The organism is Roseovarius sp. B-10, from assembly GCF_056859295.1.
Genome location: NZ_JBSXOE010000036.1, coordinates 124,376 through 142,480, shown reverse-complemented (window position 1 = coordinate 142,480; position 18,105 = coordinate 124,376). Strand labels below are relative to the sequence as shown.

Genomic DNA, 18,105 nt, shown 5'->3' with positions numbered 1-18,105 from the left:
TCGCTCAAGGACCGGGATTTGACCCTCTATCGGCGAGATCATGTCGGGTTCGTTTTTCAGTTCTACAACCTTGTGGCCAGCCTGACGGCGCGCGAGAACGTGCAGCTGGTCACCGATGTCGCGCCCAACCCGATGCCCGCCCAAGCTGGACATGGTCAGCTATCCCTACTTGCCACACGCCGAGGTCGAGACGATCTCTGACCTGCCCCTCCATCATCCATGAGATGCTGCGGTGTGGCCCGTGGAAGCGAACATTCACCGCGAGCGTGAATTCTGCCTTTCAGGGGCCAGTAGGCAAGCACGACAAGCCGGTCACCTCTCACCGTGGCCCTGAGAAATCGTCTCGCGGCCAGTCGGGACTTGCCTGGATTGCCGGGTGATTGCTGCGCCGCGTGCCGCGGAAGGTCGAGATTTCGGTTGGGCATCAGGTGGCTTTTTCACAGGCCGGATCAGTTTCTCCTCGTCCAGCAGGCCACTCGCAACGCCAGCCCGCGAGGTGGATCATCGGCGGTGTAGGCCTGCACCGATCTTGGCCCGCCTCATCAATAGGAACTGACGATGGCGTCGAACTCCTCGGACAGCGCCGTTTCCTTGTGCACCAGATCGTAATGGCACACGATGCAGGTGATGTTCTTTTCCTGTGCCTCGGCATGTTGGCGCTGGCCGCGCACGCGCTCGGGCTTGATTTTCTCCATCACATGGCAGGAGCGGCAGTTCTCGCTGTCATTGTTGACAAGATGCATGCGCACCCGGTTCGCGGCATCAAAGCGAACCTCCTCGAACTCCTCTACCGTGTCGATGCCCAGGATGAGGTTGGCATAAAGCTCCCGCGTCCCCTTGATGTGATCGATGTAGGCACCGATCAGATCCTCGGACACATGGCAGTCTTTGCACTGCGGAACGACACCGGAGAAGGTGGTCCCGTGGGCGGATTCTGCCAGTTCGACTGCCACTGTCGCTTCCATTACATGGCAGGTCTGTGCGCAGAACTTGTTCGACGAAAAGTACCGGTCGACGCCATCGGCGGCTGGCGCGCCAACGACAACCCCGACACCTATGCCGACCAGCACGGCGATGCCTGTCAGCCCGCCTGTCCATTTCCAGAGCCGCATCTCGTCTCCCCTTCCTGTGAAGTTGTCCGGGATCGGGCTGGCGTTGCATCATGTGCCGGTGCGACGCCAACCCGAAATGCGTGGGGCAAGCCGCTTACTGAAGCGGCGTTGCCTGGATATCACCCTCGGCCCCGAAGCCTATGGAGACCGGGAAGCCAACGTAGTGGAAGCGAGTGGTGACATTGTCGTCGTGAACCGCAAAGCCAAAGTTGTAGGCCTTGCCGTCTTCGATGATCTTGTCGTCCTCCGGGTGGCCAGTGTCCCGCTTGCGCGTCCACTCAACCGTCCAGACACCGTCTTCCCACTTGCTCGTCACCTGGTCGTTGTCAGCGGCCGAGCCCTCGGCGCCGGCACGGCTCACCAAACGACCGGGAAGCACGTCACCCGCCTTCCAGTCCGCGTCGGGATCGTAGGCGACGACGTTCTCCTCGTGGATAAGCACATAAGGCTTCGAAGGATCGCCGATGTCATCGACGGTGATCGCCTTCACGCCGACTTTCTCGGCGTCGAACATGAACTTCGGCGTCATGGTCTTGCGATCGACGTTCCAGCTGAACGGGTTTTTACCGGCGTCGAACAGGCGATATTCAAGCACATAGCCGTCGTCCGCCATGCCCACCGGCGCGCTGCGCGCCGCCCGCCACTGCATGAGGTCGACGAACTTGCCCTCGGCCTTGAGCGCGGCGATCTCGTCGGCGAGCTTCGTCGCATCCCAGCTCGCCTCCTCATCGGTGCGCGAGGGCGGCAGGTACTTGCGGATGTCGCTCTTGTTCAGGCCCTCGCTTCCCAGAATGGGGTTTGAAGCGATGTCGTCCTTGCTCGCCTCCTCGGGCATGTCGCGCATGCCGTTGTGGCAAGAAAGCCAGCAGCCCTGCGCGGCGAAATTCGGCACCGAGCCGTCATCGACCATGATCGCCAGCCGGTCCTCGTAGAGCGGCGGCTGCTCGCCGCTGCGTACCTTCGAGGACGCCCGGTGGCTGCCGTAGAACTCCCACGCCTCGCCGTTGTAGCGGATGTAGTTGTGCATTTGGCCCGGGCGGTCCATCTGGGTCTTCCACTGGAACCGGAAGTGGGTGTTTTCATCGTCGTAGGCGACCTGCATGGCAAGGTCGACAGTGGGGTTCTTGCCCTCGATCGGATCGGGCTCAAGCCGCTCGCCCGTGACGATCAGCTGGCCAATATCCTTCTCCTCGCCTTCGTGGCAGGAGACGCAGGAATCGCCCTCGATCACCTTTGAATAGGCCCGCTTGTGGTCGGAACTGCGCAGCCAGTCATAGCCGCTTTGCCCGGGGTAAAACAACGTAAGGGTGGTTGTCGGGATCGCCGACCAGTCCACCGCCGATTCCGCCCGGACATTCGATGGAAGCGAGAGCGCTGCAAGAACCCCCGTGGCAAGCCCGATCATAGGTGCAAGTGGTAACTTCATGGCAGATCCTCCTCTCGTTGTTGGGCTTCGATCTCAAAGAGACCCCGGAAACGGGGCGCCCTCCAAACACGTCGATCGACATTGAGAGAACCGGCTATGATCGGCTAAAGCGCCCACAAGCAATGGTTGAACCTCAGCGGACGCTACGGCCTCCGTTGCGTCCGCACATTGATCTCAATCAAGGCGGAACGCTCAAAGCGTGCCTCGTCTGGCTGATTCGTTGCGCATAGATGTGTCTGGGTGACTCAAGTCGGCCGACCCGAGCCAAGGCCACGTTGGCTCGACCGTGCTGCGTCCGCTTGTTCAGGCATATCTGAATGGCACTTCCAGTCTGGAAAGTGGTATCAACGATGCCGTTTGGGCGCTTGGTGTCAGCAGGGCAACGGACTGGCGTTGGATAAAGCGTCTCGCCGACTTCATGGACGCATACCACTTCGCTCGCAGACTCAAGACGCTCAGCGCGTCTCACACCCTACGAATACATCTGCAAAATCTGGACTTCAGAGCCAGATCGATTCATCCTCGATCCGATCCACCAAATGCTGGGACTGAACACCTAGAAAGGCCACTTGAGATACAAGTTATACATGGGCATCCCGCTGAGCAACCATGCCGTGTACGTCCGCACGGAAGAGCGGTCGCTCAACCTGTCAAGTTGATCAATCTGGTAGAGGGTGCTTGGTGTTTGCTTGGCATCCCAACAATAGGAGCGCGTGATCCCAGAGCTCGATTTAGGAGCTCGTCAGTCAAGAAATGATACCCGAGCGATACCCGAGGCAACTCTTAGCTACCGCGTCAGAGGCGAATTTTTACGTAAACCTATGATTTTGTTTGTATTTAATGGTGCCCGGGGGCGGAATCGAACCACCGACACGAGGATTTTCAATCCACTGCTCTACCCCTGAGCTACCCGGGCACGGGTGAGGGTCTGGCCCTCGGGTGGGCGTGTCTTAGGCGAGCGTGGGCGGGCTGTCCAGAGGCTTCGCGCGATTTCAGTGCGGTTTTTGCGCTTCGTTTTCCGCCGCTTCCACGGCCTCGGCGATCTCGTCGGGATCGTCAGACGGCACGCGGTATCCCTCGGCGAACCACTTGCCAAGATCAATATCGGCGCAGCGGCGCGAGCAGAACGGGCGATAGCGCGCCACCGTCGCCTTGCCGCAGATCGGACAGCTCATCGCATCACCTCGGCAAGCGGGATGCGCGCGCGCTGTCGCTGCAACTCGTAATGGCCGAGCGGGGTCCATCCGGCCAGAACCGTCTCCACCTCGTCGCGGCGGAACGCGGCGCGCAGCGCGTCCTCGAACACGCGGCGGTCTTTCTTCGGCATCGGCGCGAGGTCGAGCGTGATTTGCCCGCCGAGGCCCCGCAGCCGCAACTGCCGCGGCAGGTCGCGCGCCAGCGCAAGGTTGGCCTTGAGACCGGCAGCGGGGCTCGTGTCGGTGCCGGTGTTCACATCCACCGCGATGAGCGCGCGCGTCGGCTCGACAAAGGCACTCGCGCCACCCGGCAGGGTCATCCTCGGCGTGCATAGATCGTCGATCCGCTCGAGAACCCCGAACTCTTCGAAACAGCCGGGCTCGCGGCCCAGCTCGTCGGGCAGCGGCCAGTCGCGCCACGCGCGGGCATGGGGACCATCCCCCTCGAGCAGCTTTTCCGGCCCACGCCCCTCGGCGTCGCTCTTCACCGCCTCGGCCACCTCGCGCATCTGCGCGATATCGGCGGCGATCTCGTCATCCCCGGCGCTCTCGCAGGCCGAGCGCAGGATCAGCCCCATGCTACTCCCGCCCATTGCCTCCGCCGCAATCGCGTGGAGCCGCGCGCGCTCGTCCTCATCGCGGATCGCGCGCGAGACGTTCTGCCCCGGCGCCTCGGGGGTGACGATGGCATACCGGCTCTTGAAGAGTACCCGCGCGGTGACCGGGATTGCCTTTCCCGGCTCGGCATGACCCGTCACCTGGACGAGCAGCGCCTGTCCGGGTGTAATCCCCTTGACCTGCCGCAGGAAGGCATTGCCATCAGGCGTGCGCAGGAACAGGCCGCCCTGCCCCTTGACCGGGCGGTCCGCGATGGCGCGATAGATGGTGCCCGGACGGGGAGTTTCACCGTCGATGAGAAGATCCTCGAGCCGACCACCATGCATCAGCGCCGCCGCCTCGCGACCGCCAAGGTGATCGAGCGCGACAGTGATGCGTTCCGTCATGCGTCGGCCTTCCACATTGGGTAGCCTGCGGCCTGCAACAGCCCGGCGGTTTCAGTCAGCGGCAGCCCGACGATGCCTGTGAACGATCCCGATATCCACGCCGCAAACGCCCCGGCCATGCCCTGGATGCCATAGCCGCCCGCCTTGCCCTGCCACTCGCCGGAGATGAGGTAGGCGTTGATCTCCTCGTCCGAGAGCCGCTTGATCTTCACCGCGCTCACCACGTCGCGCTGCCACAGCCGCCCGTCGCGCCGCACCGCCACCGCGGTGATGACCCGGTGCCGCCGCCCCGAGAGCGCGTGGAGGAATTGCGCCGCCTCGCCCACATCGGCGGGCTTGCCGAGGATGCGGCGGCCCATGGCGACAGTGGTATCGGCAGCAAGCACGATGTCATCCGTGTCGGCTTCGACGGCCCGCGCCTTTTCCCGGGCCATGCGCGCGCAATAGGGGCGGGGCAACTCACCCTTACCGGGGGTCTCGTCGATCTCGGGCGGGCGGATCGCATCGGCGATCACGCCGATCTGCGCCAGCAGGTCACGGCGGCGCGGGCTGCCCGAGCCGAGGATCAAGCGCATCGAACCGCGCTTACTTGAAGCGGTAATTGATCCGGCCCTTGGTCAGGTCATAGGGTGTCATTTCCACCTGCACCTTGTCACCCGCAAGAACCCGGATCCGGTTCTTGCGCATCTTGCCTGCCGTGTGCGCGATGATCTCATGGCCGTTCTCAAGCTCGACCCTGAATGTCGCGTTCGGCAGGAGTTCCTTGACGACACCGGGAAATTCGAGCGTGTCTTCCTTGGCCATGGTCTCTCCTTGCACATAGATTCCGCCCTCGTGCGGAACGCGCCTTTAAATGCGCCCGTTTCCGGCGATTTTCAAGGTCTAATCAGCGCAGGCGCTCGGGTGTGACCGTGGCGTCACGACCGGTCTGATCATCCCAGTGACGGCGGTTGAGCACGACGCCATCGGCGCGCACATGGGCAACGGTGCCGAGGTCCACCTCTGCCACGGTCCATCCGGGGCGGTTGAGCGTGCCCTCGGCGATCACACCGGTGGGCGGAAAGCCGGTATCGGGCGGGCCGAAGATGCCGCCCATGCCGGTATTGGCATCAACCGCCGGTGACCAGGCCGCATCCCCCACCGTCGAGGCCATGACGGTGACGCATTGCGCCTCGAGCGCGCGGGCCATCGCACCGATGCGAACGCGGGAATAGCCGGTGAGCGCCTCGGTGCAGGACGGGGCGAGGATCAGGTCGGCGTCGCTCAGCGCGCGGCCCAGCAGGGGAAACTCGCAGTCATAGCAGATCAGCACGCCGATTTTCCCAAGCGCAGTGTCGAAGAGCCGCAGCGGCCCGCCGGGCGCCACGCCCCACTCCTCGCGCTCGAAGCGCGTCATGATCTGCTTGTCCTGATGCCCACGCGCGCCGGTCGGGGTATAGAGCGTGGCGCGATTGACAGGCCGGTCGCCGAGTGCGGAATCGAAGACCGGGGCCGATGCACCGAGGATATGCAGCCCGTGGTGCGCAGCCAGATCGGCATGAAGATCGCCCGCATCCGTCATCGCGGCATCGACTGCGTGCAACGACCGCTCCAGGTCACCCGCGGCCTCCGCGCCCGAGAGCATCGCAAGCTCCATCGCCCCGTATTCGGGAAAGACGGCGAGATCGGCACCTTCGGCCGCCGCCCGGCCCACCCAGTCCGACAGCTTCGCGGCATACTCCGCCCATTGGCTGAACGGATCGAGGGGATAGGCGGCGGTGGCGATTTTCATGGCGGTCGACTCCGGGGTTGTGGTGCCTTCTTCCATATCGCCCGCATGCGGGCACGTCGAGCAATTGCCGCCATGTGCCGCACCGTGCTACGCTCACGCGAACGAGGCAGGGCAGCCCGGCACATGAGAAGAACGGCACTCCGGAAATACCAGCGGCTCGAAGCGGCGGGGCTGTGGCGGCCTGAGCCGGGCGCACAGCGGCTCGATGTCGTCGTGTCGCTCGGCGAGGCGACGCTCACCATCACCGATATGCGCGACCGTGTGCAGGCGCACTGGTCACTGGCGGCCATAGCCCGTGCAAATCCCGGTGCGTCCCCTGCGCTCTATCACCCCGATGCCGATCCCGGCGAGACGCTGGAGATCGCCGAGGGCGAGGACGAGATGATTGCCGCCATCGAGATGCTGCGCACCGCCATCGCGCGCCAACGGCCAAGACCCGGGCGCCTGCGCTTTGCCGGGATGGCGGTGAGCCTTCTGGCGGTGGTTCTGGTTGTCACGCTCTGGCTCCCGGGGGCAGCGCGCGATCACGCGTTGCGCGTCGTGCCAGAGGCCAAGCGCACCGAGATTGGGCAGGCGTTGCTCGATCACGTCTTCCGGGTGACAGGGCCGCCCTGCCGGACGCCGGGCGGCGCGGGTGCAGTCGCCGCTCTGGAACAGCGGCTGCCGCCGGAAGATGGGCGCGCACGGCTCGTGGTAGTGCGCAGCGGTGTCCGTGACGCGCTGCGGCTGACCGGCGGCACAACGCTTGTCAACGCCGATCTCGTCGAGGATCACGACACGCCGGACGCGGTGGCCGGTCACATCATCGCGGCACATCTGCGCGCCGAGGCCCGCGACCCACTCGACCGGCTTCTGGCCGACGCCGGTTTGTGGGAGGTGCTTCGGCTGATGGCCACCGGAAGCCTCAGCGACGAAACCCTGCGCGCCCATGCCGAAGCGTTGCTCAGGAACCCGCCTGAACCGCCGCCCAACGATGCGCTGATCGCTGGGTTTGCCCGCTGGCAGGTACGCGCCACGCCCTACGCCTATGCCCGCGACATCACCGGCGAGACGGTCCTCGGCCTGATCGAGGCCGATCCCTTCGCGCGTGACGCCGATCTGCCCCCCATCCTGAGCGACGGCAACTGGCTGCGTCTGCAGGGTATCTGCGGGGGGTGAAGCCTGGACGGCGACAAGGGGAAAGGGTGTCTTGTCCCGCTCGGTTATGGTATCCCGGCATCGGCAAAGGACCAGTTCGCCTCGCAGTTCCGGGCATTCACGCAAAGCCGGTGATGAGCTGCCGCAGGCCGAGCGCCGCCCCTGCGAAGATGGCAGCCAACGTGACCGGCGCGCTCAGCGCCAGCACCGAAAACGCCGACATACCCTGCCCGACCGAGCAACCCACAGCGATCACCCCGCCAAAACCCATGCAAACCCCGCCGAGAATCTGGCGGCGCAGTTCGCGCGGGTCTTCGCACGCCTCCCAACGGAAATGGCCCTGGACAAAGCTGCCCAGGAGCGCCCCCGCCAGCACGCCAAAAACCGAGGCAACGCCAAAGCTGATGCCGGTTCCGCTGCTCGCGGTCATCAGGTAGAGGATCGTATCGCCCAGCGGGGCCGAAAACGTGTGCGAGATCACCTCCTGCGGGGCGAAGCCGTGGGTAGCCACATGCGAGGTCACCGCCCAGCCCGAGGCAATGGCGAGTCCGACTGCCGAGCCCCAAAACACCGCGCGCCGATTGGCGAGGAACGGACCCGACGCCAGCGCCATCACCGCGATGCCAAGCGACAGGCCAAGCCCTGCCCAGACCAGCGGTAGCCCGGTAAGCGTGGACACAACCTCGGCATAGCTGCGGGTCTGCCAACCAAGGCTGGTGGCGTCGGTCAGGGCCACGCGTAGCGCGGCCAGCGGGCCGGACATCATGATATAGGCCGAGATGCCCATCACCAATACGATGACGAAGGCCCGCAGATCGCCTCCGCCCAACCGTGCCAACGCACCGTGGCCGCAATTCCCGGCGATCGACATGCCATAGCCGAAGAGCAGCCCGCCAACCGCGCTGGCAAGCGGCGACCACGGCGTGCGCCAGTAGACATTAGCGCCGATGTCGAAGAGGCCCAGCGCTGCCATGCCGAACCCTGCCACCCCGGCAAAGCCAATGGCCAGCCCCCACATCCGCAGGCGCGTGTCGCTACCTTGGTAGAGCAGATCCTCGATCGCACCCAGCGTACAGAACCGCCCGATCCGGGCCGCGAGCCCCAGAAGGATACCGCCACCGAACGCCACCAGCGCGATGAGGATCGGATCGGGAATGTCGGTGGCCATTACGCTTCCTCCCTCCGCCCGGCGCCACGACCCCTGTCACGCAGTATGGCAGAACAGGTCATACACCACCGAGAGCATTCTCCTGGTGCGCTCGTCTGTCAAACGATAATAGATCGTCTTGCCCTCACGTCTCGGAGTGACCAGCCCCTCCTGTCGCAGCCGCGAAAGCTGTTGCGACACCGCCGCCTGCCGCGCGGAGAGCAGCGTTTCAAGCTCGGAGACAGATTTCTCGCCGGTGGCAAGGTAGCACAGGATCATCAGCCGCCCCTCGTGGCTGATCGCCTTGAGAAACTCCGCCGCGTTGCAGGCGTGGCGGTGAAAATCGTCAAGGCTTTGCGGTGTGATGTCCATCGGATCAGGTCCGTCATTTGGGTGGGGTCACGGCAGGGACGTGGCCTTGGGATGCGCGTCAAGAAGCTGGCCGAGCAGGAACCAGAAGAACTCGTCGCCTGCGTAGCCCTCGATCCGGCCAAGCTCGCGCCCGTCGTCGATCAGCACGAAGGTGGGCGTGAACACTGGCCGCGAGGCGAACTCGACATTCTCCGGCAGGTCATTGATCTGCGCGCGGCGCAGCGGCGCGCGGGTGGCCTCGTCGGTCTTGGGATAGATCGGGCCGATCTCGGCGTTCCAGCGCTCGCACCAGTGACAGCCGTACCGCTCAACCATCAGCAATTCCGCCGCTTGCGGCGCGCCGGGCAGGACGGCGAGGATCAGACCGAGAATGAAGACGGGCACGCGCATAGGCGCTCCGATTGACGGATGTTCAAAAACATATGATAGTTTGAATGTGAATCTGTTGCAACCTTCCCGGGGGCCCTGATGTTCGATGTCTCCTTGCTGAGTGCCTTTCTTGGTGGGCTCGTGGTGTTCTTTTCGCCCTGCGTGCTTCCGATCGTGCCGTTCTACCTCAGCTACATGGCCGGGGCGTCTGTCTCTGCGGTAACGGCTGAGGGCGCCATTCCCGCGGGAATGCGGGCGCGTGCTTTCGCCGCCTCGGTAATGTTCTCGGCGGGGATCATTACGGTTTTCGTCCTTCTGGGTGCTGCTGCCTTCGGGCTGAGCCAGGCGTTTCGCGCGCATCAGACAGAATTTCGCGCAGTGGCTGCGCTCATCGTACTGGTGATGGGGTTGCACTTCCTGGGCGTGCTGCGCATCGGCTTTCTCAATCGCGTGTTCCAGATCGAGGCGGGCGAGACCAAGGGCATGTCGGTGATGGGCGCATATCTCGTCGGCTTTGCCTTTGCCGCCGGCTGGACGCCCTGCGTGGGCGGCGTGCTGACTGCGGTGGTGTTCACCGCGAGCACCGAGGCCACGGCGATCAAGGGGCTGGGGCTGATGCTGGTATTCGGCCTCGCCATGACAACGCCGTTCATGGTGGCGGCGCTCTTCATCGGGCCGTTCCTGCGCTTTGTCGCGCGGTTCCGGCGATATCTACCGGTGGTGGAAAAGGCGATGGGCGTGCTGCTGATCGTGTTCGCGGTGCTGATTGCCACCGACAGCGTCAACTACATCGCGCAATGGATGCTCGAGGCCTTTCCGGTCTTTCAGAAAATCTAGGGAGGAGACGACATGACACGAATTCTGACCCTGATGGCGGCGCTCCTGCTGGCGGTGCCGGTCGCCGCGGCGGAGCTCGGCGATGACGGGCTGCACAAGACCGACTGGATGCGCGAGACGTTCAAGGACTTGCGTGAGGATCTTGCCGAGGCCAATGCCGAGGGAAAGCGCCTGATGCTGATCGTGGAGCAGCGCGGCTGCATCTACTGCACAAAGATGCACGAGGAGGTGTTTCCGCGCGCCGAGATCGCAGACTATATCCGCGAAAACTATTTCGTGGTGCAGATCAACCTGCACGGCGATATCGAGGTGACCGATTTCGACGGGGAATCACTGAGCGAAAAACAGGCCACGCGAAAGTGGGGCCTGCTGTTCACTCCGTCGATCCTGTTCCTGCCCGAGGAGGTGCCGGAGGGGCAAACCGCGGCCGAGGCGGCGGTTGCGATGATGCCCGGCGCATTCGGCCCACAGACTACGCTCGACCTGCTGACATGGGTGAGGGAAAAGCGATACGCGCTTGATACGGATGAGGATTTTCAGAGGTATCACGCACGGATGATCGAGCAGCGCGCTGCCGCAAAGTCGGAGTGAACACGGCCAATCATGAGCGCGCGAATACATCAAATTCAATAATCAGAATTTAATGTTGTGTGCTCGCGCGTTTGTGTTCTATGATATACTGAATTCTGAATGTGTTAGGGAGGACGCATGAGACGCAATATTATTTCCCTGGCCCTCGCCTGTGCGGCTTCGGGTGCCGCGGCGGCGGAGGTCGCGCCTGGCGACGTGGTCTTCGAGGTGGGCGCCGTGGCGCAGTCTCTGACCGGACAACCTGGCGACCCGGTTCGGGGGCGCGAGGTGGTCGGGACGAAGTCACTCGGCAATTGCGTGGCGTGCCACGTCAATTCCGAGATGAGCGACGTTCCGTTTCAGGGCGAGATCGGCCCGCCCCTCGACGGGGTCGGCGACCGCTGGAGCGAGGCGGAACTGCGCGGCATCGTCACCAACGCCAAGATGATGTTTCCCGGCTCGATGATGCCGTCCTTCTACAAGGTCGACGGGTTCATCCGCCCTGGCAACGCCTATACCGGCGACGCGGCGGACGACAGCTTTGGCCCGCTTCTGACCGCACAGCAGATCGAGGATGTGGTCGCCTACCTGCTGACCCTCAAGGAATGATACCGCGCCCGCGCGCCGGGCGGCCTGTAAAGGAGAAACACGAGATGACACTGACAAGACGCAGCGTGATGGTGATGGGGGCGGGCGCGTTCGTGGCCTTCGGCCTGCCGATGCGGGCGACCGCCGCCGCCGAGGACCGGATCGCCGAGTTCACCGGCGGGGCGGAAATGGGCAGCGAAGGCATCACCCTGACCGCGCCCGAGATCGCCGAGAACGGCAATACCGTGCCGATCGAGGTGGATGCGCCCGGCGCCGAGGCGATTCTTGTGCTGGCAACGGGCAATCCGACGCCCGGCGTGGCCGAGTTCAAATTCGGCCCGCTGGCTGGATCGCAGAGCGCCTCGACCCGCATCCGGCTGGCTGGAACGCAGGACGTGGTGGCGATCGCCAAGATGAAGGACGGCTCGTTCGCCAAGGCATCGAGCAACGTCAAGGTCACCATCGGCGGCTGCGGCGGCTGAGGCAGAGACAGGAGACTAGGACAATGGCAGACAACGTCAGACCCCGCGTGAAAGCACCGCGCAAAGCCAAGGCCGGTGAGGTGGTTACCATCAAGACCCTCATCAGCCACCCGATGGAATCGGGCCAGCGCAAGGACAAGGATGGCAACACCATCCCGCGCTCGATCATCCACCGCTTCACCTGCGAGTACAACGGCGAGATGGTCGTCGACGTGGCGATGGAGCCCGCAATCTCGACCAACCCGTATTTCGAGTTCGAGGCCGTGGTGCCCGATGCCGGTGACTTCAAGTTCACCTGGTACGACGACGACGGCTCCGTCTACGAAGAGACCAAGAGCGTCGCGCTGGCCTGATCGGCCTCATCGTCAGGGAGGGACGAACATGAAAAGAACCGCAGCCATAACGGCGCTACTGGGCGCGATCACGGCGGGGGCGGCCTGGGCCGAACCCGTCGAGGATAAGCTGACCATCAATGGCGAGATCGAGATGACCACCTGGACCGAACCCTCTGCGGTGGTCGAGGGCGCCCTGCCCGAGGTGATCTCGGGCTGGCACTTCCGTGGCACCGAGACCCGGGCCATGCAGTCGGACGATTTCGACAATCCCGGCATGATCTTCGTCGAGGACGCGATGGCGGCCTGGGACGAGGTCGAGGGCGAGGCAGGCAAATCCTGTGCAAGCTGCCACGGTGACGTGGAGGACAGCATGAAGGGCGTGCGCGCGGTCTATCCCAAGTGGAACGAGACCGCGGGCGAGGTCCGCACGCTGGAGATGCAGGTGAATGCCTGCCGCACCGAGAACATGAAGGCCGAGCCGCTGAAATATACCGGCACCGACATGACGAGCATGGTGGCACTGATTTCCTCGGTCTCGCGCGGTCTGCCCGTCAACGTGGCCACGGATGGCCCGGTGGCCGAGACGTGGGAGAAGGGCAAGGAGCTCTACTACACCCGTACCGGCCAACTGGAGCTGAGCTGTGCCAATTGTCACGAGGACAATTACGGTCGCATGATCCGCGCCGACCATCTCAGCCAGGGGCAGATCAACGGCTTCCCGGTCTACCGGCTGAAGAACACCAAGCTGAATTCGGTGCATGCCCGGTTCAAGGGCTGCGTGCGCGACACCCGCGCCGAGACCTACAAGCCCGGCAGCCCCGAATTCGTGGCGCTGGAACTCTACGTCGCGAGCCGCGGCAATGGCCTGTCGGTCGAGGGACCGTCGGTCCGCAACTGATTGGAGAACCCCGCCGGGCGCTGCCCGTGCGGGGTTTTCTTCAAGCTTAAACATTCAAAAAACCGCATGGGTTTCATGCGGAACGTGGAAAGGCCCGACATGATCTCGCGTCGCGATTTTCTTCAAACGAGCATGGCCGCGTCGGCCATCCTTGGGGCATCGTCCTTTGGCAACTGGGCCAAGCTGGCCGCGCAGCAGGCGCTGACGCAGGACCAACTTTTGCAGTTCGACACATTCGGCAATGTGAGCCTCATCCACATCACCGACATTCACGGACAGCTCAAGCCGATCTACTTCCGTGAGCCGTCGATCAATATCGGCGTGGGCGACAATAAAGGTGCCGTTCCGCACGTCACCGGAGCCGACTTCCGCAAGCTCTACGGCATCGACGATGGCAGCCCGTCGCATTACGCCCTGTCCTCGGGTGATTTCAGCGCCCTCGCGCAGGCCTATGGAAAGGTGGGGGGACTGGACCGCATGGCCACAGTCATCAACGCGATCCGCGCCGATCGCCCCGACGCGATCCTGCTCGACGGCGGTGATACCTGGCACGGCTCCTACACCTGCTACCACACCGAAGGGCAGGACATGGTCAACGTGATGAACGCGCTCAAGCCGGATGCGATGACCTTTCACTGGGAATTCACCCTAGGTTCCGCCCGGATGCAGGAACTGGTCGAGGGCCTGCCTTTCGCCGCGCTCGGGCAGAACATCTTCGACGCCGAATGGGACGAGCCTGCCTCGGATATCTACCCTCCTTACAAGTTCTTCGAGCGGGGCGGCGCCAAGATCGCCGTGATCGGTCAGGCCTTCCCCTACATGCCGATTGCCAACCCGGGCTGGATGTTCCCCGAATATTCTTTCGGTATCCGCGACGAGAACATGCAAGCCATGGTCGACGAGGTGCGCGGGCAAGGGGCCGACCTGGTGGTCGTGCTCAGCCACAACGGCTTTGACGTGGACAAGAAGATGGCGGGCATCGTCAGCGGTATCGACGTGATCCTGTCGGGTCACACCCATGACGCCCTGCCCGAGCCGGTGCTGGTGGGCGAGACGATCATCGTGGCCTCCGGCTCCAACGGCAAATTCGTCAGCCGCGTCGATCTCGACGTGCGCGATGGCCGCATGATGGGCTTCCGCCACAAGCTGATCCCGATCTTCTCGGACGTGATCGCACCGGACAAGGAGGTGGCCGCGCTCATCGACGCCGAGCGCGCACCGTTCAAATCCGAGCTGGAAGAGGTGATCGGCCAGACCGAGAGCCTGCTCTACCGGCGCGGCAATTTCAACGGATCGTGGGACGATCTCATCTGCGAGGCGCTGATCGAGGAGCGCGAGGCGGATATCGCCATGTCGCCCGGCGTGCGCTGGGGTCCGAGCCTCATCCCCGGGCAGGACATCACCCGCGAGGACATCTTCAACGTCACCTCGATGACCTATGGCAAGGCGTATCGCTCGGAGATGACCGGCGAATTCATCAAGGTCATTCTCGAGGACGTGGCCGACAACATCTTCAACCCCGACCCCTATTACCAGCAGGGCGGCGACATGGTGCGCATCGGCGGTATGGGCTACCGGATCGACATCAACCAGCCGCAGGGCAGCCGGATCAGCGACATGACTCTGCTCAAGACCGGCGAGGCCATAGACCCCGAGAAGAATTACGTGGTCGCCGGTTGGGCCAGCGTCAACGAGGGCACCGAGGGGCCGCAGATCTGGGACGTGGTCGAGAGCCATATCCGCAAGCAGGGCACCGTGCGTGTCGCACCGAACGAGAGCGTCAAGGTTATTGGCGCGTAAGAGCATGTTGAAAGGAGGCATTGGCAATGTCTGAATTCTTCAAGGGCAAATCGACCTCGCGCCGCGCTTTCCTGCGGGGCAGCGTCGCTGCGGCGGCGGGGGCGGTGACGGCGGGGGCGGCGAAGGCCGGTCCCGATCCCCTCATCACCGAGGTGCAGCCCTGGGCCACTGGGCTGGGTGACGGGGTGGATGCCACGCCCTATGGCCTGCCCATCGAGTACGAATCCGACGTGGTGCGCCGTAATGTCGAGTGGCTGACCGCCGACACGATCTCATCGATCAACTTCACGCCGATTCACGCGCTCGACGGCACGATCACACCGCAGGGCTGCGCCTTCGAGCGGCACCATTCGGGTGCGATTGATCTGAAGAAAGAGGATTACCGCCTGATGATCAACGGGCTGGTGGATACGCCGCTCGTGTTCACCTATGCCGATCTCGAACGCTTCCCGCGCGAGAACCACGTCTATTTCTGCGAGTGTGCCGCCAATACCGGCATGGAATGGGCGGGTGCGCAATTGAACGGCGCGCAGTTCACCCACGGCATGATCCACAACATGGAATATACCGGCGTGCCGCTGCGCACTCTGCTGGAAGAGGCCGGGCTCGACGCGGCGGGCGATCTGCAGGACAAGTGGGTCTATGTCGAGGGCGCGGATGCGTCCTCCAACGGCCGCTCGATCCCGATGGGCAAGGCCCTTGGCGATTGCCTCGTGGCGTTCAAGGCCAATGGCGAGGCGCTGCGCAAGGAGCATGGATACCCCGTGCGCCTCGTCGTGCCGGGCTGGGAAGGCAACATGTGGGTCAAGTGGATCCGCCGGATCGAGGTGACCGACGGCCCGGTGGAAAGCCGCGAGGAAACCAGCAAGTACACCGATACGCTGGCAGATGGCACCAGCCGCAAATGGACCTGGGTGATGGACGCCAAATCGGTCATCACCAGCCCAAGCCCGCAAGCGCCGATCACCCATGGCACGGGCCCGCTTGTCATCACCGGCCTCGCATGGTCCGGTCACGGCGCCATCACCCGCGTCGATGTGTCGAAGGACGGCGGCAAGACGTGGGAAACCGCCCGCCTGGCCAAGGAAGGCGAGGCCAAGGCGCTGACCCGGTTCTACCTCGATACCGAGTGGAACGGCGAGGAGATGCTGCTGCAAAGCCGCGCGATGGACGAGACCGGCTATATCCAGCCCACCAAGGCGCAGCTACGCGAGGTGCGCGGGCTCAACTCGATCTATCACAACAACTGTATCCAGACATGGTGGGTGCGACCGAACGGGGAGGCGGAAAATGTCGAGGTTTCTTAAGTTTACCCTGATCGCGGGCCTGACCATCAGCGCCACCGCCACCGCCGTCTGGTCGGGCGAATACGGCCTTGGCCGCCCCGCGCTGCCCGAGGAGGTCGCCGCCTGGGATGTGAATGTCATGCCCGACGGGCGCGGCCTGCCCGAAGGGTCGGGCGACGTGTGGACCGGCGAGCAGGTGTTCATCGAGAACTGCGCCGTCTGTCACGGGGATTTCGCAGAAGGCGTGGGCAACTGGCCCAAGCTCGCTGGCGGCGAAGGCACGCTGGCCAACGAGGATCCGCTCAAGACCGTGGGCTCCTACTGGCCCCATCTCTCGACGGTCTGGGATTACGTGAACCGCTCGATGCCCTTCGGCAATGCGCAATCGCTCAGCCCCGACGATGTCTACGCAATCACCGCCTATATCCTCTATTCCAACTTCCTGGTTGAGGACGATTTCGTGCTCAGCCACGAGAACTTCGCCGAATTCGAGATGCCCAACGCGGACGGCTTCATCGTCGATGACCGCGCCGAAACGGAATACGCGACCTGGCATGGCGAGCCGTGCATGGAAAACTGCAAGGACAGCGTCGAGATCACGATGCGCGCCGCCGTCCTCGACGTGACGCCGGAGGAAGCGGGCACCGAGGCGGAGGAGGCCGCCGCCCCCGCCGCCGAGGAACAGCCGGTCGAGGTGGCTGCCGCCGAGCCGGAGACCGCCGCCGCTCCCGATCCCGAACTGGTCGCCGCCGGTGAAAAGGTGTTTCGTCAATGCAAGGCCTGCCACATGGTGGGCGAAGGCGCCAAGAACCGTGTCGGCCCGCAGCTCAACGGGGTGATGAACCGCGCCGCAGGGGCGGTGGACGGGTTCAAGTATTCCTCCGCGCTTCAGGACATGGCCACCGACGGTCTGGTCTGGAACGAGGAGAACCTCGCCGCCTTCCTCGCCGATCCGCGCGGCTTCATGAATGGGACGCGCATGGGCTTTGGCGGACTGCGCTCGGACGAGGATATCGCGGCCATCACTGCCTATCTCTCGACTTTCGGAGAATAGATCGTTGCGCCCGCTGCTGCCCGCCTTGACACTCGCCGCACTGATCGTCGCGGGCGGCGCTCGGGCAGACCTGATCGGCGATGCCGAAAAGGGCGCGCGGCACTTCAACGCGTGCACGGGCTGTCACCAGGTCGGCAAGGGGGCCGAGGACCGCATCGGCCCCCATCTCAACGGCCTTTTCGGGCGACGCGCAGCCGCACACGAGGGCTATCGCTATTCCGCCTCGATGGAGCGGGCGGGCATCGACGGGCTGACATGGACGCTGGAGACGCTCGACGCCTATATTGCCAATCCGCGCGCGCTCGTCTCCAAGACGCGGATGAGCTATCGCGGCCTGAAGGACGACCAGGCGCGCGCTGATCTGCTAGCTTTTCTGCGCCAATTCTCGGACAACCCGGCAAATATCCCGGAGGCCGCACCCACGGCTATCGGCACCGATCATTCGGTCGCCCCCGAGATCCTCGCGATCCAGGGCGACCCGGAATACGGCGAATATCTCAGCAGCGAATGCGTGAGTTGCCACCGCGCCGATGGCAGCGCCGAGGGCATCCCCTCGATCACCCGCTGGCCAGAGCAGGATTTCGTTGTGGCGATGCACGCCTACAAGGAAAAGCTGCGTCCCCATCCGGTGATGCAGATGATGGCCGGGCGCCTGTCGAACGAGGAGATCGCGGCGCTGGCGGCCTATTTCAGGGACCTCGAATAATCGGGGGCCATTCAA

The 18,105-nt window shown here is 64.0% G+C and carries 21 protein-coding genes, 1 tRNA gene and 2 pseudogenes; 13 read left to right on the top strand and 11 right to left on the bottom strand.

The features are described from left to right. Positions 1–141, top strand: a pseudogene (locus tag AC13D8_RS14085) (ABC transporter ATP-binding protein); the annotation flags it as partial. A gap of 401 nt (positions 142–542) precedes the next feature. Here AC13D8_RS14085 and AC13D8_RS14080 read toward each other — a convergent pair. Together AC13D8_RS14080 and AC13D8_RS14075 are read right to left on the bottom strand one after the other, a co-directional pair. Continuing rightward, positions 543–1,112 carry a NapC/NirT family cytochrome c gene (locus tag AC13D8_RS14080; RefSeq protein WP_482969343.1) on the bottom strand — a complete coding sequence of 190 codons (570 nt, stop codon included), beginning with the start codon at positions 1,110–1,112 and terminating at the stop codon, positions 543–545. A gap of 94 nt (positions 1,113–1,206) precedes the next feature. After that, positions 1,207–2,517, bottom strand: a complete 1,311-nt coding sequence (locus tag AC13D8_RS14075; RefSeq protein WP_482969342.1) for an ethylbenzene dehydrogenase-related protein — start codon at positions 2,515–2,517, stop codon at positions 1,207–1,209. 421 nt (positions 2,518–2,938) lie between these two features. Here AC13D8_RS14075 and AC13D8_RS14070 point away from each other — a divergent pair. Further along, positions 2,939–3,098, top strand: a pseudogene (locus AC13D8_RS14070) (IS481 family transposase); the annotation flags it as partial. A gap of 281 nt (positions 3,099–3,379) precedes the next feature. Here AC13D8_RS14070 and AC13D8_RS14065 read toward each other — a convergent pair. From AC13D8_RS14065 to AC13D8_RS14040, 6 genes are all read right to left on the bottom strand, one after another. Next, positions 3,380–3,454 (bottom strand) — tRNA-Phe (locus AC13D8_RS14065). 76 nt (positions 3,455–3,530) lie between these two features. Next, a complete protein-coding gene (locus tag AC13D8_RS14060) occupies positions 3,531–3,713 on the bottom strand; it encodes a DNA gyrase inhibitor YacG (RefSeq protein WP_129431158.1) in 183 nt (60 codons plus the stop codon). Beyond that, entirely contained in the window at positions 3,710–4,738 is a 1,029-nt protein-coding gene (locus AC13D8_RS14055) for a ribonuclease E/G (RefSeq protein WP_482969341.1), read from the bottom strand. The genes AC13D8_RS14060 and AC13D8_RS14055 overlap by 4 nt, the downstream gene beginning before the upstream one ends. Beyond that, the gene (locus tag AC13D8_RS14050) at positions 4,735–5,313 is read right to left on the bottom strand and encodes a Maf family protein (protein ID WP_482969340.1); all 579 of its coding nucleotides are present in this window, start codon (positions 5,311–5,313) and stop codon (positions 4,735–4,737) included. The genes AC13D8_RS14055 and AC13D8_RS14050 overlap by 4 nt, the downstream gene beginning before the upstream one ends. A gap of 10 nt (positions 5,314–5,323) precedes the next feature. Next, positions 5,324–5,542 (bottom strand): translation initiation factor IF-1, encoded by a 219-nt coding sequence (infA, locus tag AC13D8_RS14045; protein WP_005978431.1) that lies wholly within the window; start codon positions 5,540–5,542, stop codon positions 5,324–5,326. An 82-nt stretch (positions 5,543–5,624) separates the two neighbouring features. Beyond that, positions 5,625–6,509 (bottom strand): carbon-nitrogen hydrolase family protein, encoded by an 885-nt coding sequence (locus tag AC13D8_RS14040; protein WP_482969339.1) that lies wholly within the window; start codon positions 6,507–6,509, stop codon positions 5,625–5,627. Between the two features lie 123 nt (positions 6,510–6,632). Between AC13D8_RS14040 and AC13D8_RS14035 the strand changes: the two genes are divergently transcribed. Continuing rightward, complete coding sequence (locus AC13D8_RS14035) at positions 6,633–7,667, top strand: hypothetical protein (protein WP_482969338.1); 1,035 nt, start codon at positions 6,633–6,635, stop codon at positions 7,665–7,667. Positions 7,668–7,764: 97 nt separating this feature from the next. Here the strand turns inward: AC13D8_RS14035 and AC13D8_RS14030 are convergent, their stop codons facing one another. The 3 genes from AC13D8_RS14030 to AC13D8_RS14020 are packed head-to-tail and all read right to left on the bottom strand — an operon-like array spanning position 7,765 to position 9,555. Further along, positions 7,765–8,814 (bottom strand): YeeE/YedE family protein, encoded by a 1,050-nt coding sequence (locus tag AC13D8_RS14030; protein ID WP_482969337.1) that lies wholly within the window; start codon positions 8,812–8,814, stop codon positions 7,765–7,767. 36 nt (positions 8,815–8,850) lie between these two features. Then, positions 8,851–9,165, bottom strand: coding sequence for an ArsR/SmtB family transcription factor (locus tag AC13D8_RS14025; RefSeq protein WP_104020036.1), 315 nt, complete (start codon positions 9,163–9,165; stop codon positions 8,851–8,853). A 27-nt stretch (positions 9,166–9,192) separates the two neighbouring features. Further along, the gene (locus tag AC13D8_RS14020; protein WP_482969336.1) at positions 9,193–9,555 is read right to left on the bottom strand and encodes a hypothetical protein; all 363 of its coding nucleotides are present in this window, start codon (positions 9,553–9,555) and stop codon (positions 9,193–9,195) included. Positions 9,556–9,633: 78 nt separating this feature from the next. Between AC13D8_RS14020 and AC13D8_RS14015 the strand changes: the two genes are divergently transcribed. The 10 genes from AC13D8_RS14015 (at position 9,634) to AC13D8_RS13970 (ending at position 18,090) form a co-directional block, all read left to right on the top strand. Next, complete coding sequence (locus tag AC13D8_RS14015) at positions 9,634–10,371, top strand: cytochrome c biogenesis CcdA family protein (RefSeq protein ID WP_482969335.1); 738 nt, start codon at positions 9,634–9,636, stop codon at positions 10,369–10,371. A 12-nt stretch (positions 10,372–10,383) separates the two neighbouring features. Then, positions 10,384–10,962, top strand: a complete 579-nt coding sequence (locus AC13D8_RS14010) for a thioredoxin family protein (protein ID WP_129431151.1) — start codon at positions 10,384–10,386, stop codon at positions 10,960–10,962. Positions 10,963–11,079: 117 nt separating this feature from the next. Further along, positions 11,080–11,550, top strand: coding sequence for a sulfur oxidation c-type cytochrome SoxX (gene soxX / locus AC13D8_RS14005; RefSeq protein WP_482969334.1), 471 nt, complete (start codon positions 11,080–11,082; stop codon positions 11,548–11,550). A gap of 44 nt (positions 11,551–11,594) precedes the next feature. Then, positions 11,595–12,011: a thiosulfate oxidation carrier protein SoxY gene (soxY, locus tag AC13D8_RS14000; RefSeq protein ID WP_104020031.1), complete on the top strand. Its 417-nt coding sequence runs from the start codon at positions 11,595–11,597 to the stop codon at positions 12,009–12,011. A 23-nt stretch (positions 12,012–12,034) separates the two neighbouring features. Then, positions 12,035–12,364, top strand: a complete 330-nt coding sequence (soxZ, locus tag AC13D8_RS13995) for a thiosulfate oxidation carrier complex protein SoxZ (protein WP_104020030.1) — start codon at positions 12,035–12,037, stop codon at positions 12,362–12,364. A 28-nt stretch (positions 12,365–12,392) separates the two neighbouring features. Further along, positions 12,393–13,244, top strand: a complete 852-nt coding sequence (gene soxA / locus AC13D8_RS13990) for a sulfur oxidation c-type cytochrome SoxA (RefSeq protein WP_482969333.1) — start codon at positions 12,393–12,395, stop codon at positions 13,242–13,244. Positions 13,245–13,343: 99 nt separating this feature from the next. After that, complete coding sequence (soxB, locus tag AC13D8_RS13985) at positions 13,344–15,044, top strand: thiosulfohydrolase SoxB (RefSeq protein WP_482969332.1); 1,701 nt, start codon at positions 13,344–13,346, stop codon at positions 15,042–15,044. A 26-nt stretch (positions 15,045–15,070) separates the two neighbouring features. Beyond that, positions 15,071–16,351, top strand: a complete 1,281-nt coding sequence (soxC, locus tag AC13D8_RS13980; RefSeq protein ID WP_482969331.1) for a sulfite dehydrogenase — start codon at positions 15,071–15,073, stop codon at positions 16,349–16,351. Then, positions 16,335–17,384, top strand: a complete 1,050-nt coding sequence (locus AC13D8_RS13975) for a c-type cytochrome (RefSeq protein WP_482969330.1) — start codon at positions 16,335–16,337, stop codon at positions 17,382–17,384. Before soxC ends, AC13D8_RS13975 begins: the two co-directional genes overlap by 17 nt. 4 nt (positions 17,385–17,388) lie before the next feature. Then, complete coding sequence (locus AC13D8_RS13970; RefSeq protein WP_482969329.1) at positions 17,389–18,090, top strand: c-type cytochrome; 702 nt, start codon at positions 17,389–17,391, stop codon at positions 18,088–18,090. The last annotated feature ends 15 nt before the right edge of the window (positions 18,091–18,105 follow it).

Bases quoted from the DNA above. Each gene is read 5' to 3' on its own strand.
- soxA (WP_482969333.1), top strand. From the start codon at position 12,393: ATGAAAAGAACCGCAGCCATAACGGCGCTACTGGGCGCGATCACGGCG.
- AC13D8_RS14080 (WP_482969343.1), bottom strand. From the start codon at position 1,112: ATGCGGCTCTGGAAATGGACAGGCGGGCTGACAGGCATCGCCGTGCTG.
- soxY (WP_104020031.1), top strand. From the start codon at position 11,595: ATGACACTGACAAGACGCAGCGTGATGGTGATGGGGGCGGGCGCGTTC.
- AC13D8_RS13975 (WP_482969330.1), top strand. From the start codon at position 16,335: ATGTCGAGGTTTCTTAAGTTTACCCTGATCGCGGGCCTGACCATCAGC.
- AC13D8_RS14030 (WP_482969337.1), bottom strand. From the start codon at position 8,814: ATGGCCACCGACATTCCCGATCCGATCCTCATCGCGCTGGTGGCGTTC.
- AC13D8_RS14075 (WP_482969342.1), bottom strand. From the start codon at position 2,517: ATGATCGGGCTTGCCACGGGGGTTCTTGCAGCGCTCTCGCTTCCATCG.
- soxX (WP_482969334.1), top strand. From the start codon at position 11,080: ATGAGACGCAATATTATTTCCCTGGCCCTCGCCTGTGCGGCTTCGGGT.
- AC13D8_RS14010 (WP_129431151.1), top strand. From the start codon at position 10,384: ATGACACGAATTCTGACCCTGATGGCGGCGCTCCTGCTGGCGGTGCCG.
- AC13D8_RS14035 (WP_482969338.1), top strand. From the start codon at position 6,633: ATGAGAAGAACGGCACTCCGGAAATACCAGCGGCTCGAAGCGGCGGGG.
- infA (WP_005978431.1), bottom strand. From the start codon at position 5,542: ATGGCCAAGGAAGACACGCTCGAATTTCCCGGTGTCGTCAAGGAACTC.
- AC13D8_RS14055 (WP_482969341.1), bottom strand. From the start codon at position 4,738: ATGACGGAACGCATCACTGTCGCGCTCGATCACCTTGGCGGTCGCGAG.
- AC13D8_RS14020 (WP_482969336.1), bottom strand. From the start codon at position 9,555: ATGCGCGTGCCCGTCTTCATTCTCGGTCTGATCCTCGCCGTCCTGCCC.
- AC13D8_RS14050 (WP_482969340.1), bottom strand. From the start codon at position 5,313: ATGCGCTTGATCCTCGGCTCGGGCAGCCCGCGCCGCCGTGACCTGCTG.
- AC13D8_RS14025 (WP_104020036.1), bottom strand. From the start codon at position 9,165: ATGGACATCACACCGCAAAGCCTTGACGATTTTCACCGCCACGCCTGC.
- soxC (WP_482969331.1), top strand. From the start codon at position 15,071: ATGTCTGAATTCTTCAAGGGCAAATCGACCTCGCGCCGCGCTTTCCTG.
- AC13D8_RS14060 (WP_129431158.1), bottom strand. From the start codon at position 3,713: ATGAGCTGTCCGATCTGCGGCAAGGCGACGGTGGCGCGCTATCGCCCG.
- AC13D8_RS14040 (WP_482969339.1), bottom strand. From the start codon at position 6,509: ATGAAAATCGCCACCGCCGCCTATCCCCTCGATCCGTTCAGCCAATGG.
- soxZ (WP_104020030.1), top strand. From the start codon at position 12,035: ATGGCAGACAACGTCAGACCCCGCGTGAAAGCACCGCGCAAAGCCAAG.
- soxB (WP_482969332.1), top strand. From the start codon at position 13,344: ATGATCTCGCGTCGCGATTTTCTTCAAACGAGCATGGCCGCGTCGGCC.
- AC13D8_RS14015 (WP_482969335.1), top strand. From the start codon at position 9,634: ATGTTCGATGTCTCCTTGCTGAGTGCCTTTCTTGGTGGGCTCGTGGTG.